Here is a 12,280-nt window from a genome sequence, read left to right as displayed (position 1 = left end):
AAAACACCATTTCTTATTAACTAAGAAATGGTGTTTTTTCTTACATAAATGAAAGCAAAAACGGCGCCGCGCAAAGCGTCATAATCGCAGCCAAGATCATCGACACACTGGAAATCGTTCCGGACACAGAGCTGAGCTCAAATGCTTTTGACGTTCCCGCTCCGTGCGCGCTTGTGCCGAGCAGCACGCCCCGGGCGATTTCGTTATCAATTCGGAAATAGCGGATGACCATCGGGCCGATCACTGTGCCGAACAAAGCGGTTAAAATCACAAACACGGCAGTGACGGCAGGCATTCCGCCGATCATTTCAGATACGTTCATCGCGATCGGCGTTGTCACTGATCTCGGGACGAGGCTGTCAATTAAGCCGGTGCCGAGGTGAAGCCATTTCGCAATAAGAGCGGTAGAAATAATCGCGATGCATGAACCGACGGCCACATTCAAAATAATTTCCACTGCGTATTTCTTTAAAACAGGGAAATATTTATATAGCGGGATCGCGAATGCCACGGTGGCCGGCTGAAGCATATCGGTCAGCAAACCGCCGCCGAGATTATAGGACTCGTACGGGACATTCACCAGCAGCAGCAGACCGACTAACACAGCGGGCGTCAGCAATAGCGGCGACGTATAAACACGCGGAAAGCGTTGATAGACCTTTTTTGCTCCTAAATACACCAAAACCGTTAAAAACAAACTTACAATTCCGATGAACACGTATGCTTTTTCTCCTTTCTCTTTGCAATGAGTTGTGTAAGCGTTCCTGTAGACACCATCACGACAAACGTGCTGATGATGACAACAAGCAGAATGCTGACACCAAATTTCGACATAATGTCTCCGTATTCAATCACTCCGACGGCAGACGGGATAAAAAATAAAAGCAGCTCCCCGAGAAGCCACGCTGCACCAAGCTCTATCCATTCCAGCTTGATGATGTTAAAGTGCAATAATGTGAAAAGAATCACAATCCCTATTATACTGCCGGGAATATTTATATGAAGAAGGGCTGTCACCCAATTAATCAGCCTAGCAAATATAAATAACAGAGCGATTTGAATAACGGTTAGCAACAGTTTTTTCATATTGATGCCTCCCTTATATTCATATTGTACATAAGGTCTCGCTATAGGTAAAATATATATTAAGAATAAGAAGTATTCCTTTTGTCTATAGAAAGGGTGAAGCACATGGATATCCGCCATTTAACATATTTCTTGGAAGTCGCCCGTTTAAAAAGCTTTACGAAGGCTTCCCAATCCCTTTATGTTTCTCAGCCGACGATATCAAAAATGATCAAAAATTTAGAAGAAGAGCTCGGGATTGAACTGTTTTACCGAAATGGCAGGCAGGTGGAACTGACAGACGCCGGCCATAGCATGTATGTGCAGGCGCAGGAAATTATTAAATCATTTCAAAACCTGACGTCAGAATTAAATGATATTATGGAAGTCAAGAAAGGGCACGTACGGATTGGACTGCCGCCAATGATCGGCTCGGGGTTTTTCCCGAGAGTGCTCGGCGATTTCCGTGAAAACTATCCGAATGTCACCTTTCAACTAGTCGAAGACGGTTCTATAAAAGTCCAAGAAGGTGTCGGGGACGGCTCTCTTGATATCGGCGTTGTGGTCCTTCCCGCAAACGAAGACATCTTTCATTCGTTTACAATCGTAAAAGAAACCTTAATGCTTGTCGTTCACCCTTCCCACCGGCTGGCTGATGAGAAGGAATGTCAGCTGCGTGAGTTGAAGGACGAGCCTTTTATCTTCTTCAGGGAGGATTTTGTCCTGCACAACCGAATTATGACGGAATGTATCAAGGCTGGATTCCGGCCTCATATCATTTATGAAACCTCACAATGGGATTTTATTAGTGAGATGGTGTCAGCCAACCTTGGAATCGGGCTTTTGCCGGAACGAATTTGCCGCGGACTTGACCCGGAAAAAGTGAAAGTCATTCCGCTTATCGATCCGGTCATCCCTTGGCATCTCGCCATTATTTGGAGAAAGGACCGCTACTTGCCGTTTGCCGCCAGAGCTTGGCTCGAACATACGAAATCGTATTTATGGGACCCGAAAAAAGATAGTAAAGGATGATGCAAACATGGATGCACAATCAGCAGCAAAATGCCTGACTGCTGTTCGCCAGCATAGCCCTCTGGTGCACAGCATAACCAACAATGTTGTAACGAATTTCACAGCAAACGGCCTGCTCGCGCTCGGCGCATCGCCCGTTATGGCGTACGCGAAAGAAGAGGTTGCCGATATGGCGAAGATTGCGGGGGCACTCGTTTTGAATATCGGAACGCTGAGCAAGGAGTCAGTCGAAGCGATGATCATCGCGGGAAAATCAGCCAATGAACATAGCGTCCCCGTCATTCTTGATCCTGTCGGTGCCGGAGCAACACCGTTCCGAACTGAATCGGCACGTGACATCATTCGTGAGGTGCGCCTTGCTGCAATCAGAGGAAATGCGGCGGAAATTGCCCATACCGTCGGTGTGACGGATTGGCTGATCAAAGGTGTTGATGCGGGTGAAGGCGGGGGCGACATCATCCGGCTGGCTCAGCAAGCGGCACAAAAGCTAAACACGGCCATTGCGATTACTGGTGAAGTCGATGTCATTGCCGACACATCAAACGTATATGCCCTTCATAATGGCCACAAGCTGCTGACAAAAGTAACAGGCGCCGGCTGCCTGTTGACTTCCGTTGTCGGTGCGTTTTGCGCTGTGGAAGAAAATCCATTGTTTGCTGCTATCGCTGCTATTTCCTCGTATGGAGTCGCAGCTCAGCTTGCCGCACAGCAAACAGCTGACAAAGGTCCGGGAAGCTTTCAGATTGAATTGCTGAACAAGCTTTCGTCTGTTACTGAACAAGACGTCCAAGAATGGGCGACAATTGAAAGGGTGACTGTCTCATGACTCGTATTTCTCGGGAAATGATGAAAGAGTTATTATCTGTTTACTTCATTATGGGGTCAAACAATACGAAAGCTGATCCTGTCACAGTTGTACAAAAAGCGTTAAAAGGCGGTGCCACCCTGTACCAATTCCGTGAAAAGGGCGGGGATGCACTGACTGGAGAGGCTCGGGCTGAATTTGCTGAAAAAGTGCAGGCAGCCTGCCGTGAAGCTGGTGTTCCGTTCATTGTCAATGATGATGTGGAATTGGCTCTGAAGCTGAAAGCTGACGGTATCCACATCGGCCAGGAAGACGCAAACGCGAAAGAGGTAAGAGCTGCCATAGGTGATATGATTCTCGGCGTTTCCGCCCATACGATGTCTGAGGTGAAGCAAGCCGAAGAAGACGGAGCGGATTATGTCGGACTCGGGCCGATCTATCCGACTGAAACGAAAAAGGATACGAGAGCGGTACAAGGGGTATCTCTTATCGAAGCAGTCCGCCGCCAAGGCATCAGCATTCCAATTGTCGGCATCGGCGGCATCACAATAGATAATGCCTCACCTATTATCCAAGCGGGGGCCGATGGTGTCAGTATGATCAGCGCCATCAGTCAGGCGGAGGATCCTGAGGGTGCCGCACGCAAGTTTCATGAAGAAATTCAAACGTATAAAACAAGAAGATAAACGTTCTTCTTCCTTCAAAAGGCTGTTCTATAAAGGACAGCCTTTTTGCTTTATATCAAGGTTTTCAGACCTTCAAATTTTAATTGACAAAGGACAGGAACTGGCTATGATTATGTTATACAATGATAATCATTTTCAGTTATAGGAGGAACATGATGGCTCGAGGGCTGGCACTTATTTTATTCAGCTTGTTGATGGTTTTCGGTTCTGCGGCACACGCGGAAGATGATCCGATCGCTGCATTAATTCAATTAAACAAGCAAATGATCAAATCCGTACAAGACGGAGATATAGACTCGGCACAACAAACGTTTGAAACCTTCAAGGCGAAGTGGAAAAAAGAAGAACCTTCTATTAAGAAGGAAAACCTTTCTTCTCACAGCGAAATGGACGCGAATATCGCAATGATTTCTCTTTCTTTTATCAATCAAGATGCAGACAAGCTCAAAACACAGCTTGAAGAGCTTTCGTCTCATTTAGAAACCTATCAGCAGGCTGTCGTGCTGAAAAAGACATCCTCAGGTCAATCAAGGGCATCCTTAACAGCCTATATACACAGCTTGAAAGACACGAAGCAGTTAATAGAAAAAAAACAATTGGATGAAGCGTCATCCGCAATCGACAATTTAGTTACATCCTGGCTCGCCGTAGAGGGAGACGTCGTTTCCCAATCGAAAGAAGTCTATACGACATCAGAGGAAAATCTGGCGTTGATGAAAGCTGAGATCGGCAGCCATCCCGAAAAGGTATCAAAGCAAATTGACGAAATGATTCAATTGCTCGAGCCGATCGCTTCAAGCAGCTACAGCTGGTGGGACGCGGCGCTGATCCCGATTCGTGAAGGAATGGAGGCCCTCCTTGTCATCGGAGCGCTGCTAACCATGACAAAGAAAGCGCGGGTCACGCGCTCTTCGGCATGGATCTGGGGCGGGGCGTCCGCCGGCATGGTTGTTTCCTTAGCAGCGGGCATCGGTGTCACGGTTTTGTTCTCCTCCAGTGTATTCGGAGAAAACAATTTCTTGCTTGGCGGTGTTACCGGCGTATTGTCCGCTGTCATGCTTTTGTATGTCGGGGTGTGGCTGCACAGAAACACCTCAATGGATAAATGGAGAGAAAAAATCAATATCCAGAAGTCACAGGCACTGAAAAAACGAAGCCTGCTTTCCTTTGCGCTCATTGCATTTCTGGCCGTTGTAAGAGAAGGTCTCGAAACGGTCATCTTTTTCATCGGGCTTGTCGGGAAGCTCCCGCTTACTGAACTGATCGGCGGAACTGCCGCAGGGCTTATCGTTCTCGTTATCGTCGGTGTTCTGATGATCAAGCTCGGAATGCGCATTCCATTGAAGCCGTTCTTTCTTCTATCAATGGCGGTTGTCCTGTATATGTGCGTGAAATTTCTCGGCACCGGCGTTCACAGCCTTCAGCTGGCGGGCATTCTTCCGTCTGATGCAGAAAGCTGGCTGCCGTCTGTATCGGTGTTAGGAATTTATCCGTCCGTGTACAGCACGATTCCGCAATTGCTGATTTTACTCTTTTTATTGATTGTGCTTGTTTCAGAAGCGGCAAAACATTTTACAAACGGAAAGGAACTGACAAAATGAATTTCACAAAAATCGCTGTATCAGCCGGATGCATCCTTGCGCTGTGCGCGGGCTGCGGAGCCAACGACACATCTTCAACTAAAGAAAAAGCTTCATCTGAGAAAAGCGGGGTCACCAAAGAGATCTCCGCTTCGGTAAATAAAATGGAAACCATCATTTCCAAGCTGAATGACTCAGCGGAAAAAGGAGACCAAAAAGAGATTGAAAAGAAAGGGAAAGAGTTAAACAGCTACTGGCTTTCCTTTGAAAACGATATTCGCAGCGACTATCCATTCGAATATACAGAAATCGAAAAGCATCTTCAGCCAATCTACACAGAAGCGCAAAAAGACAAACCGGATACAGCAAAAATCAAGACAGAATCCGAGTCACTGAAAGCATCCTTAGAAGACCTGACAGAAGCAAAGAAGAGCGGCAAAAAGGCTAGCGATCAGCTGGCAAAAGCAGCGGATGAATATAAAGGCTATGTCAAAGAGCAGAGTGACCAGCTTGTCAAAGCGACTGAAGCATTTACAAGCGCTGTGAAATCCGGCGATATCGAAAAATCTAAAACGTTATATGCGAAAGCGCGTGTTTATTACGAGCGAATCGAGCCGATCGCTGAAAGCCTTGGAGATCTTGACCCGAAAATCGATGCACGAGAAAACGATGTTGAAGAAGGAGCCAAATGGACAGGCTTCCATAAGCTTGAGAAGGCCATTTGGAAGGATCAAGATATTTCCGGGGAAAAGGCAACAGCTGACCAGCTTCTCAAAGATGTAAAAAAGCTTGACGGTTCAATTCAATCACTGAAATTAACACCTGAACAAATTGTAGCAGGCGCGATGGAGCTTCTGAACGAAGCCGGGATTTCGAAAATCACGGGAGAAGAAGAGCGCTACTCACGAATCGACTTAGTCGACCTTATGGCAAATGTGGAAGGCTCCGAAGCCGTTTATCAAACAGTGAAAAGCGCGCTTGTAAAAGATCACTCCGACTTGACGGAAAAACTGGATACGGAATTCAGCGAATTTGAAGTTTTAATGGCAAAATACAAAACAAATGATCAGTCCTATACGTCTTATGATAAATTAAGTGAAAAGCAAATCAGAGAGCTGAGCACTAAGCTGACGACTCTTTCTGAAACCATGTCGAAGATTGCGAATGTGCTATAAAAGGAGTTTTGTAACATCATGAGCGATGAACAAAAAAAGCCAGAACAAATTCACAGACGGGACATTTTAAAATGGGGGGCAATGGCGGGGGCAGCCGTTGCGATCGGTGCCAGCGGACTCGGCGGACTCGCTCCGCTTGTGCAGACCGCGGCTAAGTCATCGAAAAAGGATGAAAAAGAGGATGACCAGGTCGTTCCGTTTTACGGAAAGCATCAGGCCGGAATCACAACTGCCCATCAAACGTATGTCTACTTTGCTGCGCTGGATGTGACAGCAAAAGAGAAAAGCGACATCATTACATTATTTAGAAACTGGACAAGTCTCACACAGATGCTGACGTCTGGCAAGAAAATGTCGGCTGAGCAGAAAAACCAATATCTGCCGCCGCAGGATACAGGTGAGTCTGTTGATTTACCCCCTTCCAACTTAACGGTCACATTCGGATTCGGGCCTGGCTTTTTTGAAAAAGACGGAAAGGACCGCTTCGGGCTGAAAAGCAAAAAACCGAAACACCTGGCCGCTCTTCCAGCGATGCCGAATGACAACCTGGATGAAAAGCAGGGAGGCGGAGACATCTGCATTCAAGTGTGTGCAGACGATGAGCAAGTGGCGTTTCACGCGCTGCGCAACCTGTTAAATCAAGCGGTCGGCACTTGTGAGGTCCGCTTTGTGAACAAAGGCTTTTTAAGCGGAGGAAAAAATGGCGAAACACCGCGCAATCTCTTCGGGTTCAAAGATGGAACAGGCAACCAGAGCACGGAGGATGACAGCTTGATGAACTCGATCGTGTGGATTCAGTCCGGTGAGCCTGACTGGATGACGGGCGGCACCTATATGGCTTTTCGGAAAATCAAAATGTTCCTTGAGATATGGGACCGCTCTTCCCTCAAGGACCAAGAGGATACCTTCGGCCGCAGAAAAAGCTCAGGGGCGCCTTTCGGACAGAAAAAGGAAACAGATCCTGTGAAGCTGAATCAAATTCCGTCTAATTCGCACGTCAGTCTAGCGAAATCTACTGGAAAACAAATTTTGCGAAGAGCTTTCTCTTACACAGAAGGACTTGATCCGAAAACCGGCTATATGGATGCAGGTCTCCTGTTTATCAGTTTTCAAAAAAATCCCGACAATCAGTTTATCCCGATGCTGAAGGCTCTTTCGGCAAAGGATGCGTTAAATGAATATACACAAACAATCGGTTCTGCTTTATACGCATGCCCAGGCGGCTGCAAAAAAGGAGAATATATTGCCCAGCGCTTGCTGGAATCATAAAGAAGCCTAAATTGGCTTCTTTATTAAAAAAACAGTTGTAACTTTAATTGTTACAGTTTAAAATCAATTTATACGAAAGGAGAATTATCATGACAGTACACATCAAAGTTTATTCAGATTACGTCTGCCCATTTTGTTTCGTCGGAAAAGCCGCTTTTGAAGAAGCGATAAAAGGAAAGGATGTTGAAGTCGAGTGGATGCCGTTTGAACTGCGCCCAAGCCCATCCCCTCAGCTTGATCCGGTCAATGATCCTTCCAAACAATACATGTGGCAGACATCCATTCTGCCAATGGCGGAGAAATTAGGAGTCGAGATCAATTTTCCAAACGTCTCGCCCCATCCGTATACAGATCTCGCGTTTGAAGGCTTCCATTTTGCGAAGGAATTCAATAAAGGACATGAATACAACACCCGTGTTTTTCAGGCATTTTTTCAAGAGGGCCAAAATATCGGCGACATTGACATCTTGACGAAGCTCGCCGAGGAAGTGGGATTAGACGGAGCATCATTTCAATCAGCACTGGAAGCAAGAACATATCAGGACGTGCAGCGCCAAGCCTTGAAGCACGCCTATGAAGAGGCTGACATCACAGCCGTTCCAACCTTTATTATTGGCGACACTGTCATTCCGGGTGCGGCCGGCAAGGATGTATTTGAAAAAGCGATTTCTGACGAGCAGAAGAAAAAGTAAGGAAAAAGCTCTCGATAAAGAGAGCTTTTTTACTCCTGTTCCATATGAATGCCAGTATGCGCCTTCACCTGTATTTCTGCAAACGTATCTTCATTAATTGTTTTATCAGACGACAGCACCGTTCCGAGCCACGCGCCGAGGAAGCCAAGCGGGATGGAAATAATCCCTGGATTAGACAGCGGGATGAGCGGATCGCCGGTGAAAATAGCACCTCCGGCCGGGTCCCATACACTCGGACTCATCGACACAAGCACAAGCGCGCTGATCAGGCCTGTCAGACTCCCCCATAAAGCGCCTGAAGCATTGAATCGTTTCCAAAAGACCGTAAACACAATCAGCGGGAGATTTGCGCTGGCGGCTACCGCAAACGCAAGGGCAACAAGGAACGCCACATTTAAGGACTGTGCAAAAATCGCTAGGAGAATCGAGAGCACTGACACGGCGATTGAAGCCCATCTGGCCGCTTTCATCTGTTCTTTTTCAGTTGCTTCTCCCTTTCTGATGATCTGGCTGTAAATATCATGGGCAAATGCTGAGGCGGCAGACAGCACCAATCCTGTCACGACAGCCAAAATGGTAGCGAAGGCAATGGCTGATACAAACGCGAATAGGAAGTCTCCCCCGAGCGCTTTTGCTAAAAGCGGAGCCGCCATATTTCCCGCTTGATCAGCTGCCGTAATCGCGTCAAAACCGACAAATGCAGCAGCGCCAAAGCCGAGAAACACCGTCATAATGTAAAACACACCGATAATCCATGTCGCTGACACCACAGAAGTACGGGCTGTTTTGGCATCCTTAACGGTATAAAACCGGATCAAAATATGCGGAAGCCCGGCGGTTCCCAGCACGAGTGCCAAGTTTAACGATAAGGTTTCAAGCGGCACCTTGTATTTATTCCCGGGATTCAAGAAATCAGCGCCAAGCGGAGTAGCCGTTTTCATCTGTTCAAACATGGTATTAAGGCTAAAGCCGAATTTTGAAAACACGATGATCGAAATCACGAGTGTGCCGGCCATCAGCAAAACGGCTTTAATAATTTGAACCCAGCTTGTCGCGATCATGCCCCCAAACACGACATAAATGGTCATCAGCACTCCAACGATGAGAACCGCCGCGGTGTAATCCAGTCCAAGAAGCAGTTTGATCAGCGCGCCCGCCCCCACGAGCTGGGCAATCATATAAAAAGTAGAGATGGCAATGGTATTGAGCGCCGCAACTCCGCGGATTTTCTTTTCTTTAAATCGAGCGGCTATCATGTCTGCCATTGTATACTTTCCAAGATTCCGAAGCGGTTCCGCCACGATATACAAGACAACGAGATAAGCCACAAGAAAACCGATGCTGTAAAAGAAACCATCAAATCCATATAACGCAATCATTCCGGCAATCCCAAGAAACGAGGCGGCAGACATGTAGTCACCCGCAATTGCCAGTCCATTCTGAACACCGGTGAGCCCGCCGCCCGCCGTATAAAACTCACTTGTCGTTTTTGTCTTCTTCGCGGCAAAATACGTGATAATAAGCGTCAGGCCGACAATCGCCAAAAACAATAAAAAAGCGGTCATATTCATGTCTGTTCACCCTTTAGATCTTCTTTTAAAGCGCTTACATACCGATCGAAATGAGCTGCTCTTCGGGAATACACCGTACTCAGTATCCAAGTCATGGCGAATTGGGCGATGGCGAACAGCCAAGCCCATGAAACAGCTCCAATGGCCGGCGCATTCAAAAAGGTGAAATAAGAAGTCAAAACAGGAAGTGAAAAATAAAAGACAAAAAAGAAAATCGCAGAAGGAACAATAAAAGCACGTTTCTGCTTTAAAAAAGCTTGGAAAGACGGCGTTGCAGCAATCTGTTTGTAATCAGCTTTGTACATGGCTTTCCTCCTTTTATTCGCTATACGTAAGCAAAAAGGTACACCAATAGGTATGTACTGAAAGTCTGATTTATGCGTTGAACTATACCTGGAGGATGAAAAAAGAAGGAAGTCGTGAAGAGGTGAACACAGTGGTATAAAGACAGGCGAAGGTTTTCAAGCTCGGCCGTGTATAAACGAGTTTGCTTTCAAAACCTCACCGAATGCAGCTTCTTCTCAGCAAAGCTGCTGTTTATCAGAGCACGGTTATCATATTCGCATCACCTCTTTATGACAATGCATGTGCCAAGAGGTGATCGCATCACCGGCTGTCTGTCGTAGTTAGCTGACACACCGTTTGTCCTCAAGCTAAGCGCAGCAATGTGCTTTCGAAATAGAGGATATGGTGAAAACTCAGATCAGGTGATAGAAAAGCCAGAGGTAAATAGATCCGCCTGATCGGATTAGTCTTGGCGGACGGTTTTTTTGTGGTTTTTCTTTCTCGATGCTGCTTCAGATTCTAAAAACTGCCTCACATCATGAATGCCTAATCCAATGGATCTAGCTTCTTGAATCAACATATGCCAACCTTTGTCCAAATCTTTTTTAACATGAGTTTTCATAGTAACCTCCAATTGTATAAAATGTTTTCCTGCAACATGCGGGCAATAAAAGACAAGCCGGCGCGATGATGAGGCGAGTACAACAAATTTCACACATAGTTGCTCGGTGTTCACAAACTGAAGGAAAAACCACCTACCTATTCCCTAAAAAAATGACTAATATAACCAATGGATCTTAATTATAATAATAAACAATTAAATACTGACTGGATAGTATGTAAATGAAAATAAATCAATTAGCCTATTAAAAATGACCCCTGGGAAACCGAATAGCATAACCGTTCAAAGAAATAAATACCGCTAAAGATTGATCCGGTGTAAGATAAGGGTAATCATTACCGCCAGGAGAAAAATATGAAAAAAAACAAATTTCAAATTAAAAGAGAAGCAACATTTGAAAGTTTTATAGAAGCTGGCGTGAATTTGTTGATTGATCGAGCGTATGATCCGGTTTCTGTAGAAGATATCAGCAGAGCCGCCGGATACAGCAAAGGAGCGTTTTATGTTCATTTTGTCAGCAAGGACGATTTTCTGCTGTATCTTCTTGAAAAACGCCAGATGAAAAAAAAGATCATTATAGGGTACCTTGATCAAATGGAGCGGGAATCAGTGAAATCGCTGACATTGGACGAGGCTGCAAAACACGCTGCAGAACTGCTTTATTCCTATTACATAAATAAACCGTCGTGGGACATTACCTCGTTTGCCATGAACATGCCGACATATAAAGTCTTACAGAAATGCAAGGCCTATGTCCGGCTGTACGAATTGTGGGTGGAAGAAAATGTGTTGTTTATTAATTGGCTGAAGGAGAGAAAGCTGATTGACGCCCGTATTGATCCGGAATATACGGCTAAAATAATATGTGCAGTCCTCGACGGAATCATCAAACAATCATATGTATTGGGCCAGCCCGCCACCTTCCGCAGCTTTTTAGACGCACTTTCGGCATTTTTCACCTTAGACAGAGAGCACGAGAGGCCAAGAATTTTGAAAAGTTTTTCAGAAAGCGAGGAACATCAGTGAAGTATAGAGAAATGATTATGTATGTCATTATGGGGGTTTTCACAACCATTGTGAATATCGCCAGCTTTTATATATTGGTAGAGATGATGAATATGGATTACAAAGCCGCCACTGTCGCTGCTTGGATTTTGTCCGTGCTGTTTGCTTACATAACAAATAAATTATATGTGTTTCAGCAAAAAACACATGATCTGCAGAGCCTGCTGAAAGAGATCACTGCTTTTTTCAGCGTTCGGGTCCTGTCTCTCGGCATAGATTTAGGCATGATGATCATTCTTGTCGGCCAGTTCAATACAAATGAAACCTTGGCCAAAATACTCGACAACGCAGTCATTGTTGTCGTCAACTATGTTGCGAGCAAATGGCTCGTCTTCAAAAAAACAAAAGAAGAAGGGGTATGACAGAGGACAGCAGCATATGATCTACCGTTTTCTCTGAAGAAATAAAGGGAATAAAAAATAAAAACCAGAAA

The 12,280-nt window shown here is 45.7% G+C and carries 14 protein-coding genes; 9 read left to right on the top strand and 5 right to left on the bottom strand.

Going from position 1 to position 12,280, the window contains the following annotated elements; translation table 11 throughout:
* Positions 1–40 precede the first annotated feature (40 nt).
* Positions 41–718, bottom strand: a complete 678-nt coding sequence (locus JQX68_RS19655) for a CidB/LrgB family autolysis modulator (RefSeq protein ID WP_014665858.1) — start codon at positions 716–718, stop codon at positions 41–43.
* Positions 700–1,086, bottom strand: a complete 387-nt coding sequence (locus JQX68_RS19650; RefSeq protein WP_003227375.1) for a CidA/LrgA family holin-like protein — start codon at positions 1,084–1,086, stop codon at positions 700–702. Before JQX68_RS19650 ends, JQX68_RS19655 begins: the two co-directional genes overlap by 19 nt.
* Before the next feature lie 105 nt (positions 1,087–1,191).
* On the opposite strand from JQX68_RS19650, the gene cidR reads away from it, so the two are divergent.
* The 7 genes from cidR to JQX68_RS19615 all read left to right on the top strand — a co-directional run bounded on the left by cidR (position 1,192) and on the right by JQX68_RS19615 (position 8,304).
* Positions 1,192–2,097, top strand: a complete 906-nt coding sequence (gene cidR / locus JQX68_RS19645; protein WP_040081438.1) for a cidABC operon transcriptional activator CidR — start codon at positions 1,192–1,194, stop codon at positions 2,095–2,097.
* Positions 2,098–2,104: 7 nt separating this feature from the next.
* Complete coding sequence (gene thiM / locus JQX68_RS19640) at positions 2,105–2,923, top strand: hydroxyethylthiazole kinase (RefSeq protein WP_147772690.1); 819 nt, start codon at positions 2,105–2,107, stop codon at positions 2,921–2,923.
* Positions 2,920–3,588 (top strand): thiamine phosphate synthase, encoded by a 669-nt coding sequence (gene thiE, locus JQX68_RS19635; protein WP_014665855.1) that lies wholly within the window; start codon positions 2,920–2,922, stop codon positions 3,586–3,588. The genes thiM and thiE overlap by 4 nt, the downstream gene beginning before the upstream one ends.
* Before the next feature lie 155 nt (positions 3,589–3,743).
* A complete protein-coding gene (gene efeU, locus JQX68_RS19630) occupies positions 3,744–5,189 on the top strand; it encodes a ferrous ion permease EfeU (RefSeq protein ID WP_147772689.1) in 1,446 nt (481 codons plus the stop codon).
* On the top strand, positions 5,186–6,343 hold the full coding sequence (gene efeM, locus JQX68_RS19625; RefSeq protein ID WP_069150557.1) for an iron uptake system protein EfeO: 1,158 nt from the start codon (positions 5,186–5,188) through the stop codon (positions 6,341–6,343). Before efeU ends, efeM begins: the two co-directional genes overlap by 4 nt.
* An 18-nt stretch (positions 6,344–6,361) precedes the next feature.
* Positions 6,362–7,612 (top strand): iron uptake transporter deferrochelatase/peroxidase subunit, encoded by a 1,251-nt coding sequence (gene efeB, locus JQX68_RS19620; RefSeq protein WP_069150556.1) that lies wholly within the window; start codon positions 6,362–6,364, stop codon positions 7,610–7,612.
* 89 nt (positions 7,613–7,701) lie between these two features.
* Positions 7,702–8,304 carry a DsbA family oxidoreductase gene (locus tag JQX68_RS19615; protein WP_069838455.1) on the top strand — a complete coding sequence of 201 codons (603 nt, stop codon included), beginning with the start codon at positions 7,702–7,704 and terminating at the stop codon, positions 8,302–8,304.
* Positions 8,305–8,333: 29 nt separating this feature from the next.
* Here JQX68_RS19615 and JQX68_RS19610 read toward each other — a convergent pair whose 3' ends face one another.
* The 3 genes from JQX68_RS19610 to slrA all read right to left on the bottom strand — a co-directional run bounded on the left by JQX68_RS19610 (position 8,334) and on the right by slrA (position 10,782).
* Complete coding sequence (locus JQX68_RS19610) at positions 8,334–9,875, bottom strand: solute symporter family protein (protein ID WP_136653913.1); 1,542 nt, start codon at positions 9,873–9,875, stop codon at positions 8,334–8,336.
* Positions 9,872–10,180: a DUF485 domain-containing protein gene (locus JQX68_RS19605; RefSeq protein ID WP_003222190.1), complete on the bottom strand. Its 309-nt coding sequence runs from the start codon at positions 10,178–10,180 to the stop codon at positions 9,872–9,874. Before JQX68_RS19605 ends, JQX68_RS19610 begins: the two co-directional genes overlap by 4 nt.
* 443 nt (positions 10,181–10,623) lie before the next feature.
* Complete coding sequence (gene slrA, locus JQX68_RS19600) at positions 10,624–10,782, bottom strand: transcriptional regulator SlrA (RefSeq protein ID WP_014665849.1); 159 nt, start codon at positions 10,780–10,782, stop codon at positions 10,624–10,626.
* Positions 10,783–11,136: 354 nt separating this feature from the next.
* Here slrA and slrC point away from each other — a divergent pair, with 354 nt between their 5' ends.
* Both slrC and JQX68_RS19590 read left to right on the top strand, forming a co-directional pair.
* A complete protein-coding gene (gene slrC, locus JQX68_RS19595; protein WP_069150554.1) occupies positions 11,137–11,808 on the top strand; it encodes a transcriptional regulator SlrC in 672 nt (223 codons plus the stop codon).
* Positions 11,809–11,825: 17 nt separating this feature from the next.
* Positions 11,826–12,209 (top strand): GtrA family protein, encoded by a 384-nt coding sequence (locus JQX68_RS19590; protein ID WP_014665847.1) that lies wholly within the window; start codon positions 11,826–11,828, stop codon positions 12,207–12,209.
* Positions 12,210–12,280 lie beyond the last annotated feature (71 nt).

Origin of the sequence: Bacillus sp. LJBS06 (genome assembly GCF_016924995.1) — a bacterium.
GTDB lineage: Bacteria > Bacillota > Bacilli > Bacillales > Bacillaceae > Bacillus > Bacillus stercoris.
The sequence above is the reverse complement of the archived record's forward strand: the minus strand, read 5'-3'. Positions and strand labels throughout refer to the sequence as shown.

What these genes read in the sequence shown, in the direction of transcription:
- JQX68_RS19650 (WP_003227375.1), bottom strand. Translation starts at nt 1,086, where the DNA reads ATGAAAAAACTGTTGCTAACCGTTATTCAAATCGCTCTGTTATTTATA.
- cidR (WP_040081438.1), top strand. Translation starts at nt 1,192, where the DNA reads ATGGATATCCGCCATTTAACATATTTCTTGGAAGTCGCCCGTTTAAAA.
- thiM (WP_147772690.1), top strand. Translation starts at nt 2,105, where the DNA reads ATGGATGCACAATCAGCAGCAAAATGCCTGACTGCTGTTCGCCAGCAT.
- thiE (WP_014665855.1), top strand. Translation starts at nt 2,920, where the DNA reads ATGACTCGTATTTCTCGGGAAATGATGAAAGAGTTATTATCTGTTTAC.
- efeU (WP_147772689.1), top strand. Translation starts at nt 3,744, where the DNA reads ATGGCTCGAGGGCTGGCACTTATTTTATTCAGCTTGTTGATGGTTTTC.
- efeM (WP_069150557.1), top strand. Translation starts at nt 5,186, where the DNA reads ATGAATTTCACAAAAATCGCTGTATCAGCCGGATGCATCCTTGCGCTG.
- efeB (WP_069150556.1), top strand. Translation starts at nt 6,362, where the DNA reads ATGAGCGATGAACAAAAAAAGCCAGAACAAATTCACAGACGGGACATT.
- JQX68_RS19615 (WP_069838455.1), top strand. Translation starts at nt 7,702, where the DNA reads ATGACAGTACACATCAAAGTTTATTCAGATTACGTCTGCCCATTTTGT.
- JQX68_RS19610 (WP_136653913.1), bottom strand. Translation starts at nt 9,875, where the DNA reads ATGAATATGACCGCTTTTTTATTGTTTTTGGCGATTGTCGGCCTGACG.
- JQX68_RS19605 (WP_003222190.1), bottom strand. Translation starts at nt 10,180, where the DNA reads ATGTACAAAGCTGATTACAAACAGATTGCTGCAACGCCGTCTTTCCAA.
- slrA (WP_014665849.1), bottom strand. Translation starts at nt 10,782, where the DNA reads ATGAAAACTCATGTTAAAAAAGATTTGGACAAAGGTTGGCATATGTTG.
- slrC (WP_069150554.1), top strand. Translation starts at nt 11,137, where the DNA reads ATGAAAAAAAACAAATTTCAAATTAAAAGAGAAGCAACATTTGAAAGT.
- JQX68_RS19590 (WP_014665847.1), top strand. Translation starts at nt 11,826, where the DNA reads ATGTATGTCATTATGGGGGTTTTCACAACCATTGTGAATATCGCCAGC.